General features: G+C 74.4%; 19 protein-coding genes. 10 read left to right on the forward strand and 9 right to left on the reverse strand.

Annotated elements, in window-relative coordinates; translation table 11 throughout:
* The first annotated feature begins 101 nt into the window (after positions 1–101).
* Positions 102–1,502: a type VII secretion integral membrane protein EccD gene (gene eccD / locus AB0G13_RS08805; protein WP_357870981.1), complete on the forward strand. Its 1,401-nt coding sequence runs from the start codon at positions 102–104 to the stop codon at positions 1,500–1,502.
* Between the two features lie 34 nt (positions 1,503–1,536).
* Here the strand turns inward: eccD and AB0G13_RS08810 are convergent, their stop codons facing one another.
* Positions 1,537–2,043, reverse strand: coding sequence for an inorganic diphosphatase (locus AB0G13_RS08810; protein ID WP_121401614.1), 507 nt, complete (start codon positions 2,041–2,043; stop codon positions 1,537–1,539).
* Between the two features lie 533 nt (positions 2,044–2,576).
* On the opposite strand from AB0G13_RS08810, the gene dacB reads away from it, so the two are divergent.
* The 4 genes from dacB (at position 2,577) to AB0G13_RS08830 (ending at position 7,962) form a co-directional block, all read left to right on the forward strand.
* Positions 2,577–3,998 (forward strand): D-alanyl-D-alanine carboxypeptidase/D-alanyl-D-alanine-endopeptidase, encoded by a 1,422-nt coding sequence (gene dacB, locus AB0G13_RS08815; RefSeq protein ID WP_357871022.1) that lies wholly within the window; start codon positions 2,577–2,579, stop codon positions 3,996–3,998.
* Between the two features lie 178 nt (positions 3,999–4,176).
* Positions 4,177–5,247 (forward strand): zinc-dependent metalloprotease, encoded by a 1,071-nt coding sequence (locus AB0G13_RS08820; RefSeq protein WP_357870984.1) that lies wholly within the window; start codon positions 4,177–4,179, stop codon positions 5,245–5,247.
* A 10-nt stretch (positions 5,248–5,257) separates the two neighbouring features.
* The gene (tilS, locus tag AB0G13_RS08825; RefSeq protein WP_357870987.1) at positions 5,258–6,250 is read left to right on the forward strand and encodes a tRNA lysidine(34) synthetase TilS; all 993 of its coding nucleotides are present in this window, start codon (positions 5,258–5,260) and stop codon (positions 6,248–6,250) included.
* A gap of 71 nt (positions 6,251–6,321) precedes the next feature.
* Positions 6,322–7,962: a gamma-glutamyltransferase family protein gene (locus AB0G13_RS08830; protein ID WP_357870990.1), complete on the forward strand. Its 1,641-nt coding sequence runs from the start codon at positions 6,322–6,324 to the stop codon at positions 7,960–7,962.
* A gap of 36 nt (positions 7,963–7,998) precedes the next feature.
* On the opposite strand, the gene AB0G13_RS08835 is transcribed toward AB0G13_RS08830, so the two are convergent.
* On the reverse strand, positions 7,999–8,955 hold the full coding sequence (locus tag AB0G13_RS08835) for a helix-turn-helix domain-containing protein (protein ID WP_357870993.1): 957 nt from the start codon (positions 8,953–8,955) through the stop codon (positions 7,999–8,001).
* Between the two features lie 150 nt (positions 8,956–9,105).
* Here AB0G13_RS08835 and AB0G13_RS08840 point away from each other — a divergent pair, with 150 nt between their 5' ends.
* The 4 genes from AB0G13_RS08840 to folE all read left to right on the forward strand — a co-directional run bounded on the left by AB0G13_RS08840 (position 9,106) and on the right by folE (position 13,162).
* On the forward strand, positions 9,106–9,243 hold the full coding sequence (locus AB0G13_RS08840) for a hypothetical protein (protein ID WP_199729671.1): 138 nt from the start codon (positions 9,106–9,108) through the stop codon (positions 9,241–9,243).
* 101 nt (positions 9,244–9,344) lie between these two features.
* Positions 9,345–9,920 (forward strand): hypoxanthine phosphoribosyltransferase, encoded by a 576-nt coding sequence (gene hpt / locus AB0G13_RS08845; protein ID WP_151455493.1) that lies wholly within the window; start codon positions 9,345–9,347, stop codon positions 9,918–9,920.
* Between the two features lie 507 nt (positions 9,921–10,427).
* Positions 10,428–12,458 (forward strand): ATP-dependent zinc metalloprotease FtsH, encoded by a 2,031-nt coding sequence (ftsH, locus tag AB0G13_RS08850; protein WP_357870997.1) that lies wholly within the window; start codon positions 10,428–10,430, stop codon positions 12,456–12,458.
* Positions 12,459–12,496: 38 nt separating this feature from the next.
* Positions 12,497–13,162, forward strand: a complete 666-nt coding sequence (gene folE, locus AB0G13_RS08855; protein ID WP_357871024.1) for a GTP cyclohydrolase I FolE — start codon at positions 12,497–12,499, stop codon at positions 13,160–13,162.
* A 185-nt stretch (positions 13,163–13,347) separates the two neighbouring features.
* On the opposite strand, the gene AB0G13_RS08860 is transcribed toward folE, so the two are convergent.
* Both AB0G13_RS08860 and AB0G13_RS08865 read right to left on the reverse strand, forming a co-directional pair.
* A complete protein-coding gene (locus AB0G13_RS08860) occupies positions 13,348–14,103 on the reverse strand; it encodes a hypothetical protein (protein ID WP_357870999.1) in 756 nt (251 codons plus the stop codon).
* Positions 14,100–16,649 carry an FtsK/SpoIIIE domain-containing protein gene (locus tag AB0G13_RS08865; RefSeq protein ID WP_357871001.1) on the reverse strand — a complete coding sequence of 850 codons (2,550 nt, stop codon included), beginning with the start codon at positions 16,647–16,649 and terminating at the stop codon, positions 14,100–14,102. Before AB0G13_RS08865 ends, AB0G13_RS08860 begins: the two co-directional genes overlap by 4 nt.
* A 195-nt stretch (positions 16,650–16,844) precedes the next feature.
* Between AB0G13_RS08865 and AB0G13_RS08870 the strand changes: the two genes are divergently transcribed.
* Positions 16,845–17,399: a hypothetical protein gene (locus tag AB0G13_RS08870; RefSeq protein ID WP_357871027.1), complete on the forward strand. Its 555-nt coding sequence runs from the start codon at positions 16,845–16,847 to the stop codon at positions 17,397–17,399.
* A gap of 4 nt (positions 17,400–17,403) precedes the next feature.
* Here AB0G13_RS08870 and AB0G13_RS08875 read toward each other — a convergent pair whose 3' ends face one another.
* The 5 genes from AB0G13_RS08875 to AB0G13_RS08895 form a co-directional block, all read right to left on the reverse strand.
* The gene (locus tag AB0G13_RS08875) at positions 17,404–18,006 is read right to left on the reverse strand and encodes a hypothetical protein (RefSeq protein ID WP_357871004.1); all 603 of its coding nucleotides are present in this window, start codon (positions 18,004–18,006) and stop codon (positions 17,404–17,406) included.
* Positions 18,007–18,019: 13 nt separating this feature from the next.
* A complete protein-coding gene (locus tag AB0G13_RS08880) occupies positions 18,020–19,189 on the reverse strand; it encodes a M23 family metallopeptidase (RefSeq protein WP_357871007.1) in 1,170 nt (389 codons plus the stop codon).
* Positions 19,186–19,743, reverse strand: a complete 558-nt coding sequence (locus AB0G13_RS08885) for a hypothetical protein (RefSeq protein WP_357871010.1) — start codon at positions 19,741–19,743, stop codon at positions 19,186–19,188. The genes AB0G13_RS08880 and AB0G13_RS08885 overlap by 4 nt, the downstream gene beginning before the upstream one ends.
* Positions 19,740–21,704, reverse strand: coding sequence for an MFS transporter (locus tag AB0G13_RS08890; protein WP_357871013.1), 1,965 nt, complete (start codon positions 21,702–21,704; stop codon positions 19,740–19,742). Before AB0G13_RS08890 ends, AB0G13_RS08885 begins: the two co-directional genes overlap by 4 nt.
* 1 nt (position 21,705) lies before the next feature.
* Positions 21,706–24,441: ATP-binding protein (locus tag AB0G13_RS08895; RefSeq protein WP_357871016.1), on the reverse strand; the 2,736-nt coding region annotated here is incomplete at its 5' end.

The raw sequence follows: 24,441 nt of genomic DNA on the forward strand, positions 1-24,441 counted from the left end.
TCGACCTCCTGACAGCGCTCGGTAACCCGAGCCTGGCTCATGGTAGGTAAAGTCCTGTCGTCCGCGCAGCCACCGACCCCGCCGGAGATGGAGATCAGTCGATGACGATCGGGCTGGCCCGGGTGACCATCAGCGCCCCCCAGCGGCGGGTGGACGTCGCACTGCCCGAGCAGGTGCCCCTGGCCGAGCTGCTGCCCGAGGTGCTGCGGCACGCCGGCGAGGGGCTCGCCGACGACGGCGAACGGCACGGCGGCTGGGTGCTGCGGCGCACCGACGGGGCGGTGCTGGCCACCGCCCAGGCGCTGCTGCCGCAGGGGGTCCGCGACGGCGAGGTGCTGCACCTCGTGCCGGCCCGCGCGCAGTGGCCCGAGCTGGAGTACGACGACGTGGCCGAGGCGATCGCCGACGGCGCCCGGCGGCGCGGCGGGGCGTGGTCACCCGCCGCCACCCGGGCCGCCGCCCTGGCCGGGGCCGCCGTGCCGCTGGCCGTCGGGCTGCTCGCCGTGACGGCCGGCGGGCCGGCGCACGAGGCGGCCTGGCCGGCCGCCGCCGTGGTGGCGCTCCTGCTCACCCTCGCCGGGGTGGTGGCGTCCCGCGCCCACGCCGACGGGCCGGCCGGCGCGACCCTGGGCGGCTACGCGCTGCCGTACGCGGCGGTGGCGGGCGCGCTGGCGGTCAGCTCCGGCGACCCGGTCGGGCCGGTACCGGGACTGCGCTGGATCGGCGCGCCCGAGCTGCTGGCCGGGTCGGTGGCGCTGCTGCTGGTGTCGGTGCTCGGGCTGGTCGGCGTCGCCACCCGGCTCCGGGTCTTCGTGGCGGGCGCCACCGCCGGGTTCGCCGGCGCGCTGGCCGCCCTCGGCGCACTGCTGCTCAGCCCGGCCGGCACGGCGGCGGTCCTGCTCTGCGTGCTGGTCTTCGCCGTGGGGGCGATCCCGCTGCTGGCCATCCGGCTCGGCAAGGTGCCGCTGCCCCCGATCACCCTGCCCACCGACGAGCCGGGCGGCGCCGACCGGGCCCGCGACCTGCCCGACCGGGACCGGGTCTACGCGGCGGTGGCGCGTACCGAGGAGATGCTCACCGGGATGCTGCTCGGGCACGCCGTGCTGGCGGTCGCCGCCGCGGTGGTGCTGGGCCTCTCCGGCGGGACGGCCGGCCGGCTGCTGGTGGCGGTCGCGGCGGCGGTGCTGCTGCTCCGCTCCCGGCTGTTCGTGTCCCTGCGCCACCGGGTGCCGACCGTCGCCGCCGGGCTCGCCGGGTACGCCGTGCTCGGCGCCGTGCTCGTCGACCGGTCCGGCCCGACCGGCCGCCTCGCGCTGGTCGTCGGCGGGCTGGCGCTGGCCCTCGTGGCGGTGGCCGCCGGCACCACGTACGCCCGCCGGCCAATCTCCCCGTACGTCGGCCGGATCGCGGACCTGACCGACACCGCCCTGGTGGTGTCGCTGGTGCCCGTCGCCTGCGCGGTGCTCGACCTGTACGAACGGGCCCGGGGGCTGCTCGGCTGAGCGGCCCCCGGGCCCGTCGGTGGTCGGTGCCGGGTCAGTGCGCGGACTCGCCGCGCGCCTCGGCCTCCCTGGCGCGCCGGTACGACGCCACGATCTCCGCCTCGGCCTCGATGCGCCCCACCCACGTGGCGCCCTCGACCGACTTGCCGGGCTCCAGGTCCTTGTAGACCTCGAAGAAGTGCTGGATCTCCAGCCGGTCGAACTCGCCGAGGTGGTGGATGTCGCGCAGGTGCTCCTGGCGCGGGTCCTCGTAGGGCACGCAGAGGACCTTGTCGTCGCCGCCCTTCTCGTCCGTCATCCGGAACATGCCGATGGTGCGGCACCGGATCAGGCAGCCCGGGAAGGTGGGCTCGGGGACCAGCACGAGCGCGTCCAGCGGGTCGCCGTCCTCGCCCAGCGTCCCCTCGATGAAGCCGTAGTCGGCCGGGTACTGCGTGGAGGTGAAGAGGGTGCGGTCCAGCCGGATGCGGCCGGTCGCGTGGTCGACCTCGTACTTGTTGCGGTGACCCTTGGGGATCTCAACCGTCACGTCGAAATCCATCTGCACGCTCCCTCGTTTGCCCACGCTGGCCAACGGAAACCAGCGGCACGCCGCTCCCGCACGGTGAATGCCCACCCGCGGGCTCCGGCCGCCGCATAGTGTTCGGACCGAAGTAGTGTCACCCAAGCAGATTTTCGCGGGGCGAGGAGGGGGCCGTGGGGAGGGAAGATTCACACTACCGCCCGGATGCCGGTGCTGGACGGGGTACCGGGGGATCTGCTTCCGGCGGGGCGACCGGGCGGTTCCCGGTGCCCGACGCCCACCTTCCGCGCCCGCCCGCGTCCCCGGGCGACCGCGACCTGACACCCGGCCCGCCCCCGGGCAGCGGCGTCCCGGCCGGCAGCGGCGTTCCGGCCGGTGCCGGCGTCCCGACCGGCAACGGCGGCTGGGCCGGCCCGACCGGCCAGGAACCCCGGCTGCCGGCGACCGACCTCTGGGGCGCCGCCGCGACCCGGCCCGCCGGTGGGCCGACCGACCCGGGCGCCCCGGGCCCTGCCGGGTCGCCCGCGCCGGCCCCCCGCCGCCGCCGGACCCTGCCCGTCGTGCTGGCCGCGGTGCTCGTGCTGGTGCTGGCCGCCGTCGGGATCGCCGTGGTCCGCCCGGGACCGGTGGCGGACTGGCTGGGCGACGAGCCCGCCGGCCGGGGGACCGCCGCGACGGCGGCGGAACCGGCGCCCGTGGCGGTGCTGGCCGGCGCGGACGCGAACGCGCCGATGCCCACCCCCGAGGGCGTACGCGCCGCGCTCGCCCCGCTCGTCGGCGTGCCCGCCCTCGGCGACCGGGTGCACGTGTCGGTGGCCGACGTGGCCACCGGCCAGCCGCTCTTCGGCCGGGGCGAGGACGACGGCACGGTGCCCGCCTCGGTGACCAAGCTGGTCACCGGGGTCACGGTGCTCGCCGCGCGCGGTCCGGCGTACCGCATCCCGACCCGGGCGGTGGCCGGCGCGACCCCGGGCGAGGTGGTGATCGTCGGCGGCGGCGACCCCACGCTGGCGGTCGACAAGAAGGGCTTCTATCCGGGCGCGGCCCGCCTGGACGACCTGGCCGGCCAGGTACGCGACGCCCTCGGCGGCACGAAGCCGACGAAGGTGACGGTCGACTCGTCGCTCTACTCCGGCCCGGTCTTCGAGCCGGGTTGGGACGACGACATCCCCACCGGCGGCTACGGCGGCGCGATCACGGCGCTGATGACCGACGGGGCCCGCAGCGACGTGAGCCGTGCCAAGAAGGACGAGGCGGCCGGCAACCACTGGGCCGAGCGGGTGTCCCAGCCCGACCTGGCGGCCGGCCGGGCCTTCGCCCGGCTGCTCGGCGTGCCGGCCGGCGCGGTCGCGCGTGGCACCGCCCCCGCCGCCGCTGGTGCCGCCACCCCGGGGCCCGGCGCCGAGCTGGGCAGGGTCGAGTCGCTGCCGATGGTCCGGCTGGTCGACATCATGATCAGTGACAGCGACAACATCGTCGCCGAGGCGCTGGCCCGGCAGGTCGCGCTGGCCCGCGACCAGCCCGCCTCGTTCGTCGGGGCCGGCGCGGCGATGGACGCGGTGGCCGGTGAGCTGGGTCTCCCCGCCGACGAACTCACCCTCGCCGACGGCAGCGGCCTGTCGCGCAGCAACCGGATCAGCCCCTCGCTGCTCACCGACCTGATCGCGCTCGCCGGCGACGGCAGCCGCTCCGAGCTGGCCGCGATCTTCGGCGGTCTGCCCGTCGCCGACTGGTCCGGCACCCTCGCCGACCGGTACGGGACGGCGGCGACGAAGGCCGGCGCCGGGGTGGTCCGGGCCAAGACCGGCACGTTGACCAAGGTGCACGCCGTCGCCGGCGTGGTCAGCACGGCCGACGGGCGGCTGCTCACCTTCGCGGTGCTCACCGACGCGGTGCCCCCGGACGGGCTGACGGCCGCCCGGGGCGCGCTGGACCGGATCGGCGCCGCGCTGGCCGGCTGCGGCTGCCGCTGACCGGCGTCATTCGGAACCGGTCGCGCGGGACCGGCGTCGGGGGCGGGACCCGGCATCGGGGGCGGGACCAACGTCGCGCGGGGCCGGCGCCTGGCGGGACCGGCGCCTGGCGGGACGGCCGTCGATCGCCCGGCGCGAGCCCGGGTCGGGGTGTCGCGGCGCGGGTACGGTGGGGTGCATGGCGCAGTTCGTGGACTGGGATCTGGCCGCCGCGACCGCGGGGGCGCTGAGCAAGTCGGGCCCCCGGGTGTCGTACACCGAGGCCACCGACGTGGTCGGTGACCTGCGGCGGTTGACCGACGAGGCGGCGGGGCACGTCGCGGACTACACGGGCCTCCGCTCGCAGGTGTCCCACCCGCCCGTGCGGGTGGTCGACCGGCGGGACTGGGCGGCGACCAACATCGCCGGGCTGCGCGAGGTGATCACCCCGCTGGTCGGCCGGCTCACCAAGGACAAGCAGCCGAGCGCGCTGACCGAGGCGATCGGCTCCCGGGTCACCGGTGTGCAGGCCGGCACCGTGCTGGCCTACCTCTCCGGTCGGGTCCTCGGCCAGTACGAGGTCTTCTCCGCCGACCCGGGGCAGCTGCTGCTGGTCGCGCCGAACATCGTCGAGGTGGAGCGCAAGCTGCAGGCCGACCCGCGGGACTTCCGGCTCTGGGTCTGCCTGCACGAGGTGACCCACCGCACCCAGTTCACCGCCGTGCCGTGGATGCGGGCGTACTTCCTCAGCGAGGTGCAGGCCTTCGTGGACGCGTCGTCCAGCGGCGGCGAGCACCTGCTGGAGCGGCTGCGCCGGGGCGTGGCCACCCTCTCGGACGCGGTGAAGGACCCGGACAGCCGCACCAGCGTGCTGGACATCGTCCAGACCCCGGCGCAGCGGGCCGTGCTGGACCGGATCACCGCGCTGATGACCCTGCTCGAGGGGCACGCCGAGTTCGTCATGGACGGCGTCGGCCCGCAGGTGGTCCCGAGCGTCGACCGGATCCGGGCGGCGTTCAACCGGCGCCGGGAGGCCGGCAACCCGCTGGAGAAGGCGATCCGCCGGCTGCTCGGCATCGAGGTCAAGATGCGCCAGTACGCCGAGGGCCGCAAGTTCGTGCACGGCGTGGTCGACCGGGTCGGCATGGAGGGCTTCAACAAGATCTTCGGCTCGCCGCTCACCCTGCCCCGGCTGGAGGAGCTCGGCGACCCGGACGCCTGGGTGGCGCGGGTGCACGGGCCGGTCGGCCCGGCCCCGACCGCCGGCTGACCGCACGCCCGTGGCCGCGCTCGCCCCGCCGGTGGCAGCGATCCGGGTGGCGGTCCGCCGCGCGCTGGCCGACCTGCCGCCCGGGGGGCCGGTGCTGGTCGCCTGCTCGGGCGGCGCGGACTCGCTCGCGCTGGCCGCCGCCACCGCGTTCGTGGCCCCCCGGCTGGGCCGCGCCGCCGGCCTGGTGACCGTCGACCACGGCCTCCAGGATGGGTCGGCGCAGCGGGCGGCGGCGGTGGTGGCGTGGGCCCGCGGGATCGGCCTGGCGCCGGTCGAGTCGGTGCGGGTCGAGGTGACCGGGCGACCGGGCGGGCCCGAGGCCGCCGCCCGCGAGGCCCGCTACCGGGCGCTCGCCGACGTGGCCGACCGGCTCGGGGCGGCGGCCCTGCTCACCGGGCACACCCGCGACGACCAGGCGGAGACCGTGCTGCTCGCGCTCGCCCGGGGCGCCGGCCCGCGCGGCCTGGCCGGGATGCCCGCCCGACGGGACCTCGACGGGGTGCCGCTGCTGCGCCCGCTGCTGGAGGTCGGCCGGGAGCAGACCCGCACGGCGTGCGCGGTGCTCGGGCTGAGCCCCTGGGAGGACCCGCACAACGCCGACCCGTCGTACGCCCGGGCCCGGGTCCGCACCGACCTGCTGCCCGCCCTGGTCCGCGCGCTCGGGCCGGGGGTGCTGGACAACCTGGCGCGGACCGCCCGGCTGGTGGCGGCGGACAACGCCGTCCTCGACGAGCTGGCCGCCACCGCGCTGGTCGACGTCCGCCACCCCGCCGGCGGGCTCGCGGTGCGGGCGCTGGCCGACCTCCCGCCCGCGGTGCGCGGCCGGGTGCTGCACGCCTGGGCCCGGGAGCTGGGCGCCCCGCCCGCCGCCCTGTCGCACCGGCACGTGACCGCCCTGGACACGCTGGTCACCGGCTGGCGGGGGCAGGGGGCGGCGCACCTGCCGGGCGGGCTGCGGGTGCTCCGCCGCGACGGCCGGCTCACCGCCATCGGCCCCCGCTGATCCGCTGCGCCGAGAAGCCGGAGCCCGGTTCCGGGGCCGCGGGATCCGCCGGGAGGCGGTAGACATGGCGCATGGCGTACCCCCGACAGCCGCTCTACGCGCCGCACGGCGCGGTGGCGACGAGCCAGCCGCTGGCTGCGGCCGCCGGCCTGGCCGTGCTGCGACGCGGCGGCAACGCCGTCGACGCGGCGCTGGCCACCGCGATCACCCTGACCGTGGTGCAGCCGCCGTCCAACGACATCGGCGGCGATCTGTTCGCGATCGTCTGGGACGGCGAGCGGCTGCACGGCCTCAACGCCTCCGGCCGGTCCCCGGCGGCCCTGACCCGCGAGCTGGTGCTCGCCGCGACCGGGGGGCACGGCGCGGCGCCGGTCGACGCCCTGGGCGGCGCGCAGCGGGCGGGCCCGGCGATGCCCGCCCGGGGTTGGCTGCCGGTGACCGTGCCCGGCGCGCCGGCCGGCTGGCGCGACCTGCACGACCGGTTCGGCTCGCTGCCCTTCGCCGATCTCTTCGCCGACGCGATCGGCTACGCCGAGCACGGTCACCCGGTCTCCCCGGGCGTGGCGGGGATCTGGTCCCGGGCGCTCGCCGCGCCCGGCCCGACCGGCGCGGAGTTCGCCGAGTTCGACCGGCTGTTCGCGCCCGGCGGCCGGGCGCCCCGGGCCGGGGAGCGGTGGCGCAACCCGGACGCGGCGAAGACCCTGCGGCTGATCGCCGACACCGGGGCGGAGGACTTCTACCGGGGCGGGATCGCGGCGGCGCTGGCCGCGCACGCGGCCCGCACCGGCGGCCTCCTCACCGGCGACGACCTGGCCCGGCACACCTCGACCTGGGTGACTCCGGTGGCCGCCCCCTACCGGGGCCACGAGGTCTGGGAGCTGCCGCCCAACGGGCAGGGCCTGGCGGCGCTGCTGGCGCTGCACATCCTGGACGGGGCGGACCTCGCCGGGCTGCCGCTCGCCGAGCGGCTGCACCGGCAGATCGAGGCGATGAAGCTCGGCTTCGCCGACGCACACGCCCACGTCGCCGACCCGGAGCGGGTGCCGGTGCCGACGGAGGCGCTGCTCTCGCCGGAGTACGCGGTGGCCCGCCGCGCGCTGATCACCGAGCGGGCCGGGGAGCCGACCGCCGGCGACCCGGAGCGCGGCGGCACGGTCTACCTCTGCACCGCCGACGCCGACGGCATGATGGTCAGCCTGATCCAGTCGACCTACCTGGCCTTCGGCTCCCGCGTGGTGCTGCCCGGGCACGGCTTCGCCCTGCAGAACCGGGGGCTCGGGTTCCGCCTCGACCCCGCCCACCCCAACGCGGTGGGGCCGGCCAAGCGGCCCTACCACACCATCATCCCCGGCTTCCTCACCCGCGACGGGCGGCCCGTGGGCCCGTTCGGGGTGATGGGCGGGCACATGCAGCCGCAGGGACACGTGCAGCTGGTCTCGGCGACCCTGGACGGCGGGCTCGACCCGCAGGCGGCGCTGGACGCGCCGCGCTGGTACTGGCACGCCGGCCGGTCGGTGCTGGTCGAGCCGGAGCTGGTCGCCACCGCCGAGGGGCGGGCCGCGGTCGCCGAGCTTCGGGCCCGGGGCCACGAGATCGCCGTCGCGGAGGAGCCGGCGGTCTTCGGGCACGGGCAGGCGATCTGGCGGCTGCCGGACGGCGGTTACGTCGTCGGCTCGGAACCACGGGTGGGCGGTGGGATGGGCGGCTGGTGACCGGGGCGCCGCCGCCGACCGCCGTCGGCCCGGGCCTCAGGCCTCCACCCGGTCGCGGAAGGTGCTCCGGTAGGTGTGCGGGGTGGCGCCGACCCGGCGGGCGAAGTGGTGCCGCAGCGCCGCCGAGTCGCCGAAGCCGGCCCGGTCGGCGACGGCCTCGACGCTGAGCCCGGTCTCCTCCAGCAGCCGCCGGGCCAGCAGCACCCGCTGGTTGGTCAGCCAGTCGTGCGGGGTGGTGCCGGTCTCGGCGCGGAACCGCCGGGCGAACGTGCGCGGGGACATCTCCGCCCGGGCGGCCAGCTCGTCGACGGTGACCGGGCGGTCCAGGTGCCCCATCAGCCACTCCAGCACCGGCTCCAGGGTCGGCGCCTCGGGGGTCTTGGGGATGGGCGCCTCGACGTACTGCGCCTGCCCGCCGTCGCGGTGCGGGGGGACGACCATCCGGCGGGCCAGCCGGGTGGCCGTCGCCGAGCCGTGCTCCTGGCGGATCAGGTGCAGGCAGGCGTCGATGCCGGCCGCCGTGCCGGCGCTGGTGAGCAGCCGGTCGTCCTGCACGTAGAGCGAGTTGCACCGGACCCTGGCGGTCGGGTGGCGGCGTTGCAGCTCGTCGACGTACCGCCAGTGGGTGGTGCAGTCCCGGCCGTCGAGCAGGCCGGCCTCGCCCAGCACGAACGCGCCGGAGCAGACGCTGAACACGTACGCCCCCCGGTCGGCGGCGCGGCGCAGCGCGGCGAGCACCGTGGCCGGCACGACGGTGCCGTGGTGGGCCGGGACGGCGACCAGGTCGGCCTCCTCCATCGGGCCGAGGTCGGCGTGCGGGGTCAGGTGGAAGCCCGACGAAGTGCGGACCGGGGCCCCGTCGGGGCTGCACACGTGGAAGCGGTAGTCGGGGAACCCGTCGGCGGTGCGGTCGGTCCCGAAGACCTCGGCGAGGACCCCGAGTTCGAACGTGGCGACCTGGTCCAGGGCGAGGACGGCGACCGATCTGAGCATGTGACGAGGGTAACCGTGCGGGTGGCAGGAAATCGAGGGGACGTGGCATTCCTGCCACTGTCCGGGCGGGGGCGGTCGACGGAAACTGGTTCCAGTCCGGTGCGCACCGGCGGCGAAAACGACAGCAACCATGCGAAAGCGAGCGCCGCCATGGAGATCCTGCTCTTCCTGTTCTTCTTCGTCGTCCTCGCCCTGGCCTCGGCCGCCGGCCTCACCGCCGACAGCCGGGACTCGGCCGACTGGAAGCCGTCCGACGACGGCCGCCGCTGGCGGTCGCGGGCCTGCTGAGGTGATTGGTCCTCGATGCGAGGTCCATCCGGGGTGGGACCGCGCCCAAAAGGGGCGGCCCCGCCGACGGAGGCCATCCGGCGTACGGCAGGCTAGGAGCCATGGCTGACGGCTCCTGGTACGACGCCGACATCGACCACGTGATCATCTCCGAGGCGCAGATCCGCGAGAAGACCGCGGAACTCGCCAAGCAGGTCTCGGCGGACTACGCCGACGTCGATGACGGGCTCCTGCTGGTCTGCGTCCTCAAGGGCGCGGTGATGTTCATGGCCGACTTCGCCCGGGCGCTGGGCCGCAGCGGGCCGCCCGCCGAGCTGGACTTCATGGCCATCTCCTCCTACGGCCAGGGCACCACCTCCTCCGGCGTGGTCCGCATCCTCAAGGACCTGGACCGGGACATCGCCGGCCGGCACGTGGTCGTGGTCGAGGACATCGTCGACTCCGGCCTGACCCTCTCCTGGCTGCTGCGCTACCTGGAGTCCCGCTCGGCCGCGAGCGTCGAGGTGGTCGCGCTGTTCCGCAAGCCCGACGCGGTCAAGGTGCCCGTCCCGGTGAAGTACGTCGGCTTCGACATCCCGACCGAGTTCGTCGTGGGCTACGGCCTCGACTTCGGCGAGCGCTACCGCGAGCTGCCCTACGTCGGCGTGCTCAAGCCCGAGGTGTACGCCCGGACCTGAGCCGCCCTCGCCCCTGGCCTGAGCCCTTCTCGCATCGGCGTCCATCGAGCGGACGTTCAGCGGGTTCTCAGCGAACCGGACTACGGTGCAGGCCGGTGGCGTGGAGGCACCCTCCATGCCCGACCCCCTCGAACCGCGGGAACCGGCGGTCGGGAGGGCGGGCGCGGAGCTCCCGTCACGTCGGTTGGACCCGGTTCGCCCTACGCGTAATTTGTTGGCTTGCAGGCGCGTTCCGCGCACGCACGATGTTCGGATCGTGCGCGATCGCGGGGCTCGCAAGCTCGCTCGGTGCGCGCACAGCTGTTCTCCTTGTGCGCGACTGCGGGGCTCGCAAGCTCACTCCTCGCGTGCACGGTGTACCGTCGAATGACCGCGGCGCGGCAGTTTCGCGCCTCGGGGTCGAGCCGGCCCGCACGGCGGCTCGAGCCGCCGCCGCAGGCGGCGACACCATCAGACGGTCAGGACGTCGATCAGGAGGATGCGGGCGCCTCGGCGCTCGACAACAGCATGGAACGTACGCGTTTCTTCCGCCGACCGGTGGTCTGGATCATCCTGGTCATCCTCGGCGCCGTTGTGCTCAGTCAACTTTTCACCGCTGGTCCCAGCTACCACCGGGTGGACACTTCCGTTGCGCTCGACCAGCTCAACACCGGCCAGCCCAAGATCGACAAGGTCGTCTTCCAGGACAAGGAACAGACGATCCAGCTCGACCTGGCCGAGAAGGTCAAGTTCGGTGACACCACCACCGACCGGATCGAGGCGCAGTTCCCCTACGAGGTCGGCAACGAGGTCTGGAACGAGGTCCTCGAGGCCAAGGCCAACAACCGGGTCACCGGTCCGGCCGACGCCAAGGTGTCGTCCGACAGCATCTGGGTGAGCCTGCTGGTCAACCTGCTCCCGATCGCCCTGCTGGTGCTCCTGCTGCTCTTCTTCATGTCGCAGATGCAGGGCGGCGGCTCCCGGGTGCTCAACTTCGGCAAGTCCAAGGCGAAGATGATCACCAAGGACACGCCGAAGACCACGTTCGCGGACGTGGCCGGCGCCGAGGAGGCCGTCGAGGAGCTGCACGAGATCAAGGACTTCCTGCAGAACCCGGCGAAGTACCAGGCCCTGGGCGCCAAGATCCCGAAGGGCGTGCTGCTCTTCGGCCCGCCCGGCACCGGTAAGACGCTGCTGGCCCGCGCCGTCGCCGGCGAGGCCGGGGTGCCCTTCTACTCGATCTCCGGCTCGGACTTCGTGGAGATGTTCGTCGGTGTCGGCGCCAGCCGGGTCCGCGACCTCTTCGAGCAGGCCAAGGCGAACGCCCCGGCCATCGTCTTCGTCGACGAGATCGACGCCGTCGGCCGCCACCGCGGCGCCGGCATGGGCGGCGGTCACGACGAGCGCGAGCAGACGCTCAACCAGCTGCTCGTCGAGATGGACGGCTTCGACACCAAGGGCGGGGTCATCCTGATCGCCGCCACCAACCGGCCGGACATCCTCGACCCGGCGCTGCTGCGTCCGGGCCGCTTCGACCGGCAGATCCCGGTGGACGCCCCGGACATGGAGGGCCGCAAGGCGATCCTGCGGGTGCACGCCAAGGGCAAGCCGTTCACCCCCGACGTCGACCTCGACTCGGTGGCCCGGCGCACCCCGGGCTTCAGCGGCGCCGACCTGGCCAACGTGATCAACGAGTCCGCGCTGCTCACCGCCCGCAAGGACCAGCGGGCGATCACCAACGACTCCCTGGAGGAGTCGATCGACCGGGTGATCGCCGGTCCGCAGCGCCGGACCCGCGTGATGAGCGACCAGGAGAAGAAGATCACCGCGTACCACGAGGGTGGGCACGCGCTGGTCGCCTGGGCGCTGCCGCACGCCGCGCCGGTGCACAAGGTGACGATCCTGTCCCGCGGTCGGTCGCTCGGCCACACCCTGGTCCTCCCCACCGAGGACAAGTACACCCAGACCCGCGCCGAGATGGTCGACACCCTGGCATACGCGCTGGGTGGCCGGGCCGCCGAGGAACTGGTCTTCCACGAGCCGACCACCGGCGCCGGCAACGACATCGAGAAGGCCACCCAGCTGGCCCGCGCGATGATCACGCAGTACGGCATGAGCTCCAAGCTCGGCGCGATCAAGTACGGCACCAGCGGCGACGAGCCGTTCCTCGGCCGCAACATGGGCCACGAGCGGGACTACTCCGACGCCGTCGCCGCCGAGATCGACGGCGAGATGCGGGCGCTGATCGAGCTGGCCCACGACGAGGCCTGGGAGATCCTGGTGGAATACCGGGACGTCCTGGACAACATCGTGCTGGAGCTGATGGAGAAGGAGACCCTCTCCACCGCCGACATGGCCCGGATCTGCGCCCGGGTGGCCAAGCGGCCGCCGATGGCGCCGTACAACGGCTTCGGCAAGCGCCAGCCCTCCACCGAGCCGCCGGTGCTCACGCCGGCGGAGAAGGACGCGCTCAAGGTGCAGGCCCAGGCCGACGGCGCTCAGGCGACGGTGGGCGGCGGCACCTCGAACAACTCCAACAACTCGGACGGTACGCACTGAGCACCGACCCGACGGCCAGTTCCCGGGAGCACCGGGAACTGGCCGTCTCCGCGACCGAGCCCGACGGCGACGACACCCTCGACTACGTCGCCGCGCGCCTGATCAGCGGCAGGCTCACCGGTCGGCCCGTCGAGGAAACCATGGACCTCGGGCGGATCGAGAAGGCGGTCCGCGAGATCCTGATCGCCGTCGGGGAGGACCCGGACCGCGACGGGCTCCAGCAGACCCCGGCCCGGGTGGCCCGCGCGTACGCCGAACTCTTCGCCGGCCTACGGGTCGACCCGGCCCAGGTGCTCAGCACCACCTTCGAGGCCAACCACGAGGAGCTGGTGCTCGTCCGGGACATCGACGTGATGAGCCTCTGCGAGCACCACCTGCTGCCGTTCCGGGGCAGCGCCCACATCGGCTACATCCCGGGGCCGGACGGCCGGATCACCGGCCTGTCCAAGCTGGCCCGGCTGGTCGAGGTCTTTGCCCGCCGGCCGCAGGTGCAGGAGCGGCTCACCTCGCAGATCGCCGACCTGCTGATGGAGCGGCTCGCGCCGCGCGGCGTGGTGGTGGTGCTCGAATGCGAGCACATGTGCATGGCGATGCGCGGCATCCAGAAGTCGGGCGCCAAGACCATCACCTCGGCCGTGCGGGGCACCCTCCAGCGTGACGCCAAGTCGCGCGCCGAGGCGATGGCGCTGATCATCCCCCGCTGACCGCGACAGACCGGCCGGCCGCCCCGCACCCGGGTCGGCCGGCCGTCGCGCGTCCGTGCCGAGGTTCGCCACCGGAACCCGGACGGCGGCGTCCAGCCGGCCGTCGCGCGTCAGCGCGGGCGAGGATCGCAACCGGGACCCGGACGGCGACATCGAGCCGGCCGACGTGGGCGGCGCGGCGGGGCTCAGCCCGCCAGCATCGCGAGCAACAGTGCCGCGCTGACCAGCACCGCCGGGACCAGGCACACCAGTGCGCCGAGCCGGGCCGTGCGCTGCACCCGGCCGCCCTCCGGCGGCGGGAAGAGCCGCCCGACGCCGATCCAGCCCGCCACGAACGCCACCGCCGGCATCGGCAGCCCGCAGACCAGCGCGGCCACGCTCGCCGCCCCGGTGCCGGTCGCCACGAACAACGCCAGCTGGATCGCCGGCACCAGCAGCGCCAGCGGCGCGTACACCAACAGGTTCCGCAGGCGCGGCGGCCAGCCGGCCAGGCGGGGCAGCCCACGCGCGGAGAGCGTCGCGTCCGCGGCGTCCGCCCGGCCCCGGGCGGCGCGCAGCGCGGCCAGCACCGCCGCCGGCCCGCCCGCCATCGACCGGGCCGCCTCGGTCACCTCCGGCGGCGTCGGGACCAGCGAGATCGGCGGTACGCCCCGCTCGCGCAGCCGGGCCTCCTGCGACGCCAGCCGGGTGCGTACGGCGGTCAGCTCCTCGCGGGCGGCCTGCACCGACCGGGCCTGCTCGCCGGCGGCGGTGGCCGCGTCACGGCGTATCCCGTCGAGCTGGCGGGCGGCGGCGAGGTACTCGGTCCACGCGACGGACACCGCGTCGACGGTGCTCGCCTGCCCGGCCGCGTCGGTGCGTTCCGATGCCGGGTCGGCGCCGGAACGCTGCCGCCCCGGCACGGCGTACCCCGCCGTGGTCCGTGCCTCGCCGCGGGTCATACCGCCTCCCCCTCCTCGGCGAACGGGACCAGCACGGTGCCCTGCTCGCCAGGGCCGTCCCAGAGCACCGCCCGGCCGGGGCGGGGCCGCCACTGCACCTGCCGGCCGAAGACCGACGCGAGCTGCGCGCCCGGCAGGTCGACCACGGCCACGGCGGCGAGCTTCTCCACCTCGCCCTCCGGTTCCAGCAGCGCCGCGAACGACGGCACCGTCCGCCAGCGGCCCAGCAGGTGCCGGCCGGCGGGCGGTCCCTCCCGCAGCAGCGCGCGCAGCCGCTCCGGGGGCAGTTGCTCCGGTGTCGGCACGTCCAGCCCGAAGACCACGAGGTAGGCCGGCACGGGATCGTCCACGGCGGCGAGCAGACCGGCGAGGTCCACGGTGTCCACCGGGTGCCGCCCGGCCAGCTCGGCCGCCAACGCCTCGACCACCGGCCGGCAGTCCTCGTCCGGCGCGGCGAGCACGAAGCGGGCGGTCCCCGGCTCGTGGTGCGCCGCGGTGCTGCGCGCGGCGGTGGCCAGCAGCCGGGCCGCCTCCGGGGCGGGACCGAGCACGGCCAGATTCCGCCCCGGGGCCGGCCCGAGCGGCACCGCCACGGTCGTCCGGGGTACGTCCACCGCCCGGCCCAGCAGGGCGGCGGGGCCGGGTGCCTGCCCGGCCAGCGCGGCCCGGTGCCGGGGATCGTTGCGCAGCAGCGGGCGGGCGTAACCGGCGAAGACCACCGGTGGGGTGGCCCCCTCCGGGCGGGCCGACCACAGCCGGTGCCGTAGCTCCTCCACCGTGTCGGGATGGTCCTGCGGGTCCGGGAACCGGACCATCCGCTCGTGCCCCCGGATCGCGCCCCGGGGCCCGCCGAGCCCGCCGGCGGTGTTCACCACCGCGCTGCCCACCGGCAGCCCGGCGGCAGAGTCGTTCGTCGGCTCCAGCACGGCGCCCCCGCCGGGCAGCGCCACGCGCACCGGGAACTGCCCCAGCACCGAGTCCCGGTCCGTACGCGAGCCCAACCCCAGGTCGCCCTCGCCGGCCAGCACCAGGTGCACCCCGTACGCGCGCCCGGTGCGGGCCAGCGCGTCCAGTCGGGCGGCGGCGTCGGCGGCCAGCCGGTCCCGCTCGGCGAAGAGCAGCGGGAGGTTGTCGAGCACGCAGACGACCCGGGGCATGGCGCGGTGCTGCCGCAGCTCGGCGAAGCGCTGCCCGCCGGCCCGGCCGCCCGCCTCCTCGCGCCGCCGCACCTCCGCCACCAGCTCGTCGAGCAGGCTCAACACGTACTCCCGGTCGGCGGCCATCGCGGCGGCCCGGACCTGCGGGATCCACGACCGGTCCCGCTCGGTCTGGAGGAACTCCACGAAGGACTCGGCGTCGGCGAGATCCGCCAGGTAGAGAGCCAGTTCCTCGGGGCCGTACCGGGCGGTCAGGCCGAGCAACGCGGTGGTGAGGAAGGTGGACCGGCCCGCGCCCGACCGGCCGCTGACCAGCCAGTGCGGCGTCAGCTCCGTGAAGCCGAGCGACACCGGGCGGCCCCCGGCGTCCCCGACGGTCGTGGTCAGCCCGCCCACTGCGCTCGCCGTCCACAGCTCCTCGTCGGCCGCCGGTAGCAGATCGGTCAGCGCCAGCCGGGAGCCCGCCTCCACCTGCGCGGCCAGTCGGCGGCACACCGCGTCGACGAGTTCGGCCGGCGGGTCCGCCTCGATGAAGACCGGCGAGTTCAGCCCGCCCGGAGGGTCGGCGCCCGGGCCGGCGAACGAGCCGCCGGGCGGGTCGCCCAGCAGCGCGTACGCGGTGCGGACCGCCAGCGTCGTCGCCTGCGGCAGCGGCTCCCGGCCGCCCGCCGGGGGCCAGCCCGCGACGACGAGGTGCAGGCCGGCGGACCGGCCCGGCTCGGCCAGGGCCTCGATCCGGGCCAGGTCGGTCGGTCCGGCCGACTCGGGCAGAGCGGCGATCACCAGCAGCAGCGTCCGATCGTGCCGGCGCCGCCCGCTCGTCCCCGGGGCCACCCACTGCTCGGCCTCGGTGAGCACGGCCCGCAGGCCCGCCACGTCCACCGCCGGGGGCGGCAGCAGGCCCGCGTCCGCGAGCGGCGCGAACGGCGCGAGGGCCGTGCCGGTCGCGTCCACCGCGCGGACCAGCAACGCCCCGGCCGGGGTCGCCGCGAGCAGCCGCAGGAGTACGCCCCGCAGCAGCCCCGCCACCCGGGGATCCCGGGCGTCGACGTCCACCGACAGGTGCCCCGTGCCGATCAGCGGCACCAGGGCGGGGAACCGGGCGTCGTCCAGCGGCGCCGCCGTCCCGACCCGGACGAAGGGCGGCGGCCCCTCACCGGCCGGTGTGGTCGGTGCCGTCGTCTCCAGGGGAGCGCCCGCCCAGCCGGGGGCCAGCACCGCCGCCGCGGCCCGGAGGCGGTCGGCCAGTTCGTACTGGCGGCGCTGGTCGGCGGGGGCGGGCCGGGTGTCGTCGAGGACGCTGGCGGCGGCGGTCGCGGTGGCGGCGGCCCGCCTGTGCAGTGCGGCGGCGCGGTTGGTGCGTGCCTTCGGACCGGCCACCGCGTCCACCCCCTCTGCCCGAGGCTGGCAACCCCTCCCCGCGCAGAGACCGTAACCCAGTCGGGCCGACTCGTCCGGGATGCGCGGCGGCACTGCGTCGGGGATGTCGTGGATCTCACCGATGGGGAGTGGTCCGTCACGATCCGCTGGATCTGGGGCATTGGGTCTACCGCGCCCAGCCGCTAGCCTCAGGGGGTGGAATCAGTGCAGCCCCCCGCCGGTTCCCAGGTCTCCCGCGTACCGGCGCAACGGCCCCCCTCCGACCACCTGGCGCCGCCCTCGCCGGCCCCGGTGCCGGAGCGGCCACGGCGGCGGCTGCGCACCGTGCTCACCGTTGTCACCAGCGTCGTCGTGGCACTCTGCCTCGGCGGAGTAGCCGCCGGATACGTGCTCTACAACCGGGCCGCAAGCCCGGATCGTGGTTCTCCGGATGTTGCGGTCGTCAACTACCTGCAGGCCGCGCTTGTCTCGCGTGACCAGAACCGGGCGCTGCTCTTCACGTGTGATGGTCCGCTGCAGTCGATTGAGGATCTGCGAGCTCAGATTGAGCGACGCGAGCGAGAACTGGGTACGAGCTTTTCGATCAATGTCGAAAATGTCGTGGTGGTAATGAACGGGTCATCGACGGCCACGGTCACGGCGATCATCCGTCGTAGTGCTTCCGTTGACGGGGTGCAACAAAGCCTCACCGACCCGTGGCGTTTCGAGGCACGGGACAAAGATGGTTGGCGGGTCTGCGCCGGAGCACCAGCGAGCTGAGTCGTCATTCAATCCAGAGGAGATGCACCGGAACCTCCATCGTGGTCGGCGACTGGCCCCGCCAGGCCCAGCGGTACCAGTCCACCTCCGGTGTCACCCGGACGCAGATGTCGCCTTCCGCGCCGGAGTAGGTCTCCGTGACGGCCCGCAGGTCCCGGTGTTCGACGGAGTCCACGACGTGCACCACCCGGCGGCCTGTGACGGCGTCCGACTCGAACACCGGGGTCGGCATGCGGTGCGCCGGGGCGTCCAGGGAGACCAGGCGGACGCCCGTCTCGCGGTCCACCGACGCGTCCGGCCGCCGTGCCCCCACCGTCTCCACCCAGACCCGCTCGACCGGCACCAGCGGCGCGAAGACCTCCACCTGGTCGGATTCCGCGCGGTACCACTCGTGCTCGGGGATGACCGGCACGTAGGTCCGGCTGCCCTGCACCACCCGGTCGTCGGCGCGAAGGTCACCGCGCCAGCCGAGCCCGGGCAGGCCGACCAGCACGCGCCGCCCACGGAGCTCGACGCGGCCGGTGGCCGGCAGGATCTCGATCGGTCGGGGCGGCTGGGGCGCCCAGTCCGGATGGTTGGCGAACGGGTCGGGGAACGGCTCGTTCATGACGGCGAGCGTCTCATCCGACGCCCTTGAGCGGCGCGCCGCGCGACCGCATGAACGGCACCGGATCGATGGCGCCGCGGCTGCTCCGGTCCTCGTCCTCGTGTACCTCGAAGTGCAGGTGGGGGCCAGAGGAGTTGCCGCTGCTGCCCACTTCCCCGATGACCGCGCCGGCCTCGACGAGCTGGCCCACCTTGACCCGCGGCTTGCTCACCATGTGGCAGTAGCGGGTGATGAAGCCGCCGGCGTGCAGGACGTCGACGAACCAGCCGCAGCCCCCCTTGTTCGGCCAGCCGTCGACGTTGCACGTGAGCCGGTTCCGATTGTCCGGGTCGCAGCGGGACACCAGGACGCGTCCGGTGGCGGCGACCCGGATGTCGGTGCCCTTCGGGGCGGCGATGTCGACCCCGTTGTGCCCGGGTCGGCTCGCGGTGCGGAAGCCCGAGCCGACGCCGCCAGGTATGGGAGCCGTCCAGCCCGAGGCGGCGATCTGCCCTCCGGCGGCGCGATCGCACTCCCGCTTTCCGTCGACCAGCGCGATCCGAGCGGCCCCGCCGGCCAGCGCGTTGACGATCCGGGCGGCCACGTCCTCGTGCTTGGCGTACGCGTCGGGGAAGGCGCTGATCTGCACGGCCTGAGCGGCCCGGGTCAGCGGCATCGTCTCCCAGCCGGGCACCTTGACCAGCTTTTCGTAGAACTTCCGGGCGGCGTACTCCGGCCGCATTCGCTGCGACACGCTGCCCCAGCCGGCTCGCTGCTGGAAGAGACCGACGGAGTCGTGGTCAGCGCCGATGCCTTCATTGGGTAGGTTCTCGGACTCAGCGACCGTCCGGTTCGCCAGATTGAGAAGTCTCGACTCCTGCATGGCCGTCGCCACAGCGATCACCCATCCGCGGGGCGGCACCTTCATCTCCTGCCCCACCTTGATGATCCTCGCGGCGTTACGGAGCTGACGTTCGCCGTACTGAGATATCCGAGGCATGTCGCCCACAACGTTTACCTGGGAATCCTCCTTGCAATCCTGGCTGGCCAATGTCATGCCGGCGCCGGACTCGCCGCCCAGTTCCGTGAGGAAGAAGGCACCCGCGCCGCCGGTGCAGCAGAGCAGGGCGAGCGTCGCCGTCAACGCGGCGGCCAGCGCGCCGAGCCGGAGCTGCCGACGGCGGGGTCGGGTCTCGTCGCTCATTCCTGCTCCCAGTCCACCGCGTCCACCAGCCACCGCCCGTCGGGCGCCACCAGTTCGAGGCGGAGTCGTCCCGTGTCGAGCGGGACCAACACCTCGACGAAGTTCTCGGCCCGGGGCCGGAGCGTGACGTCGCCGTCCACCTGCCCGGCCGGTACCCCGGACGGGTCGGCGCCGGCCAGCTTGTCGGTCAGCGCCGGGGTCGACAGGGGCCGTAGGCCCTCCTGCCACCGCTCTGCCGTGATGCCTGGCTTGCCGAGCCAGGCGGCGACGAAGCGTTCGGCCGTCTGCTCCGGCGTGAGGTCGCCGGGGCGGGTGACCGGGGAGGGAGGAGCGCCTGTCGAGAACGCCCCGTCGTCACCGGCGGTCGGGGCGACCGTGGTGATCGGCCGGCTCGGGCGGTTGCTGAGCCCGGAGGTGGGATCGCCGGGACCGGACACCAGCCGTGCCGCTCCGATGATCCCGAACACGAGGACGGCGATGCCGACCGCGATGCCGATCCGGGATCGGAGCACCCGGGTGACCAGGAATTCGACCGCCCGTCGCACCGCACTCACCGAGCCTCGGTGCGGATCCGCGGAGTGGGCCGGTCAGGCTCACGTTCCACCGACCCGGGCCGGTAGATGACGAACGAGGGGTTCTCGTCCGGCACGTCCGGCTCCGTCCAGGTGGCCGGCTGCCGTCGCCGGGGTTTGGGCGCGACCGGGCGGGAGGTGCCCCGCTCCTCGGCCGGCGTCGCCTCCTCGGCGGCCTGCTCGCGGCCGTCGGGCCGCTGCCGCTCCTCCCCGCCGGTGGTGGCCGCCTGCCGCCCCTGCTGACCCGAACGCGCGTGCGCCGGATCCTCCCGCCTGGCCTCGGGCCGCAGGGTGGGCTGCTCCGCCACGACGCCACGACGCCGGCCCATCGCCGGCTCGGCCGTGCCGCCGGGTTCCGCGACGTCGAGTCGGGCGGCCGTGCGCATGTCCCGGAAGAAGCGTCGGTGCCACGAACCGGCCGAGCTGACCGCCTCGCTGCTGTCCTTGCCGCCGAGCTGGGTGATCCGCCGGTAGGGGCGCAGCAGCAGCCAGCCGACCACACCGCAGAGCCAGACCAGCACCACCTGGAGCCAGCCGGGCAGGGTCGGCGTGCTCATGATGAGGTCGACCGCGAAGAGATAGATGGCGGCACCGGTGCCGAAGATGGCGATGTTGAAGACGGCGGCGACCACCGCGTTCGCCAACCGCCGCAGCCCGGCGCTGGCCGGGCGCATCAGGCCCACGGTGCCGAGGATCGGCGCGGCGATCACCGCCCAGCGGAAGATCAGGAAGCCCAGCAGCACCAGCAGCGAGGCGGTCAGGTCGAACATCGCGAAGAGCACGGCGGCCAGCACCGCGATGAACCCGGCGCCCACCCGGTCCATGTCCCGGACGCCCTGGAGGTACTCGTACGCCTCCGGGTCCTCTTCCTTGATCTGCTCAGCCACCTTCATCCACTGCTGCTGCTTCGCCTCGATCGTGGCCTGACGCGTCGCCGGATTGGCGCGCATCGACTGCGCCTCTCCCCAGGTCAGCGACCGCGCGTCGTACAGAGCCGGGCCGTACTTCTTGGCGGTTTCGCTGTCCGCCGACCCAAGGACTCCCCGCAGCCAGTTCCGGTACAGCATGGATTCGGTAGCGGTGTCGCTGGCTCGGACGGCGGGTGGACGGTTGTCCTTACAGCGTTCCGGATTAGGGTCGATGCACCGACCTGGCGCAGGTTCCTTTACCTGTGGTCCGACCGCGTCGTGCACCACGCCCAGGGTGGTGACGAGGGTGCCGTCGGCGATGTTGGCCGACTTGACCGGCCAGGCGGCCAGGGCGGTCACCGCCACCATCACCAGCAGCGCCCAGCCCGCCGTGGTCATCGCGTTGCTCATGTCGGACTGGCGGGAGCGCCAGAGTAGGTACAGGCCGACCACGCAGAGCGTGACGATGCCGAAGACGCTGAACACCTTTTGGTAGACGGCCTTCGTCGCCTGGTCCACCAGCGGGTCGGCCCAGCCCCACATCGAGCGCGGATCCCAGGCACGTTCCCGCAGTGCGTTGGAAGCGCCGATCACCGCAGTGGCGATCATGAACTCGCCGTTGGCGACAGTGGTGGTGAACTTGTAGTCCGGGTGGAGCACGGTTGAGGCGCAACCGATGTCGTATGTCGTGTAGCTGTACCCGGCGTATCCGTAGAGGCTGTATCTGCCGGTGATGCCCGTGGAGGATTCCGGTGGAGAGCTGGCGAACCAGCCGGCCAGACCCGCATCAGGAGCTCCCGGCGTTGGTGGCTCAAGGCATTCCGCCCGGGCCGCAGATACTTCCTTGAGCTTGCCGACGCAGGTGCGGAAGTCGGCCTGCCACTCCGGGGTGGTGCAGAGGTCGGCCCTCGCCTGGGCCGTCAGCGGCGCGGGGGCGGCCGCTGTGGCGCCCACGGCCGGCCAGCCGATGGTGGCCCCGGCGAGTACGCCGAGCGCGAGCAGGAACGCCGCCAACCGTGCCCGGGCCCGCGCCATGTCACGCCTCCATGTTCGGCAGGATGGCCGGTAGCACCCCGGCCGCCGCGGCGATCGCGGCGGGGGTGGTGTCGAGGTGGTCCAGAAGCCCGTCGACGTACGAGACGTCGACCCGCACCTTCTGCACCCGGCCGTCGACGTCCCGCATGACGAACTCGCGGAAGCCGAGCCGGGTCGCGCTGGTGGCGTCGGCGGTGGAGAGGGAGGCGAGGGTCGCCTCGTAGCCGTCGTTGACTGGCACCCGCAGCAGGCGAAGCGCTTCGGAGGCGATCTCCGCGTCCTCGGCGATCCGGCCGACGAAGACGGTGGAGACCAGGTTCTGCACGTCGAGGCCGAGGATGTCGCGCGGGTTCTGCGAGGCCACCAGCGCGGCGAGGTTCCACTTGCGGGAGTCGCGCGCGAGCCGGACCAGGAAGGACCGCCCGGAGCGCCACCCCTCCATGAAGTGCGCCTCGTCCAGGCCGACCAGCTTCCGCGACGACATCGAGCCGCCGTAGCAACGGCGTACGGCGAGCCGGTGCGCGGTGTGCAGCATCGGCAGGGCCAGCGACTCCTCGGCGGACCAGTATTCCCGCTCGATCTTCAGGTCGGGCAGTCGCAGCCCGGCCATGGTGATCACGGTGAGCGCGGCGTCGGCGCCGAGCAGTCCCTCCGGCGGCCGGCCGAAGAAGAGCATGGCCAGCGGCATCTCGGCGGTGTCCAGCAGCAGGTTGGCCAGTTCCTTGCCGGCGTCGTCGTCGAGCTGGCTGAGGCACGCGACCACGTCGTCCAGGGTGGAGGTCTCCTCAGCCGGCACCTGGCGTACGGCGTGCCGGAAGAGGGTGGCGGTGGACGCCTCCCGGGCGACCTGCGGGGGCACCAGCATCATGCAGATGTCCTGCACCAGCATCCGCCGCTCGGCGCGCGCGTTGGAGACCGCGATCTCGAACTCCCGGTCACCCGAGGCTCCGGTGCCGAACTCGCTGCGCAGCGGCGTCGGGATGAGCGAGTAAGGGGCCAGGGTGCCGTGCTCGGAGCCGGTCAGGTTCAGCACCCGCGCGTACGGCCGCAGTTCCGGCATGGCGCAGAGCCGGGCGAGCGGGCCGGACGGGTCGAGCAGCGTTACCTGGACCCCGCGTCGGGCCGCGAGGTAGCCGAGCGCGCCGAGCAGGGTGGACTTGCCGCCGCCCGGCTCGGCGACGAAGACGGCGAGCCCGGAGCGTTCGCGTACCTCCATCGGGAAGTGCAGGTCGAGGAAGACCGGCCGGCGGCAGGTGCCGGCGGTGCGCCCGATGAGGTCGCCGCGCCGGTCGCCGACGGTGGAGGCGGCCTGGGGGAGCGCGGCGGCGAGCAGGTTGACCGGCATCCGCCGGACGTAGCCGGTGTTGGCGATCGGCTCGCCGGGAATGAACTCGCGGGCCAGCCAGTCCTGGTTCTTCGGGTGTTGCAGCGAGATCCGCAGCTCGCGGGAGTAGAGCTGGATCAGCCGGCGGGCCCGCTCCAGGCACTCCTCGCGGTTGCGACCGCCGACGGCGATGCGGTGCCAGCCGTGCGCGCGGGCGGAGTCGACGGGCAGCCCGGTGGTCATCTCGTCGCCGATCACCAGGGCCCGCTTGGCCAGCCGCTCCAGCTCGGGCGGGGCGTCGATGCCGTGTTCCGCGTAGTCGAGCTGCTGGGAGCGGATCATCCGCAGCCGGTGCTCCAGGTTACGGAAGGAGTCGCCCGAGCCGAGGATGTCGACGCGGGTGGAGAGCTCCATCGGCCACGGCAGCCGCTCGTGGAAGTGCAGCCAGGGCTCGTGCCGCTCGGGGATCTCCAGCGGCTCCATCCGGCCGACCGCCAGCACGGCGACGTGCCGTTCCTCGCCGGTCATCCGGTTGACCAGCTTGACGGTGGAGCCGTACGGGGTGCGGTAGCGCTCGACCTGCTCGGTGAGGGCGAGCAGGTCGCCGCGCTCCCACCGGCCGTCGGTGAGCGGGGAGAGCTGCCCGGGCGGCGCCATGCAGAGCGCCACCGAGCGGTAGAGCAGCCACTCCAGTTCCTGCGCGGTGACCCGCCGGCCACGCATGCCGAACGCGCCCAGCACCTCGTCGAACTGCTCGACGGTGCGGCCGAGCTTGCGGCGTTCGCCCTCGGCCACGCCCCGGCCGAAGGTGCGCAGCAGCCGCTCGGTGAGCGAGTCGCCGAGGGACCGCCGGGCGAAGGTGACGCCGAGGTAGGTCTGCCCCTCGGCGTGGTTGACCGAGAGCAGGTGCCGCTGCGCGGCCACCAGGTGGTCGCCCCAGCCGGCGGTGCCGGGGACGTCGGGCAGCGGGGCGTGGGTGTGCGCGTCGATGGTGCGGGCCCACTCGTCGGCCGGGAAGGGCCGGGTGGTGCGCCGCAGGTGCAGCCGGAAGCCGGCCAGCCCGGCGTACTGCTCGGAGATCGCCGAGAGCAGCGCCTCCCGTTCGGCGTCCGGCCGGAACGCCCAGCGCACCTCCGGCAGCCAGTACCAGGCGGTGACGGTGTTGGGGGTGAAGGTGAGGTGGCCGGCGATCTCGGTGATGGCCAGCTCGACCGCCGGGTCCCGGTCCCCGAACTTGATCTTCGGTGCCTTGACCCGGACGGGCTTGGTGGGCCGGTCGCGCCGGCCGGCGGAGCGTTGCCGCGGCGGCGCCACCTCCCGGCCGGCCCGTTCCGACGGGCGCTCCCCGCTGCGGCGGGACGCCGGCTCGGCCGCCGGGTCCGGCGCGGGCGGGTCGAGCGGTGCCGGCGGGAG

Source organism: Micromonospora sp. NPDC023633, from assembly GCF_040640035.1.
GTDB lineage: Bacteria > Actinomycetota > Actinomycetes > Mycobacteriales > Micromonosporaceae > Micromonospora.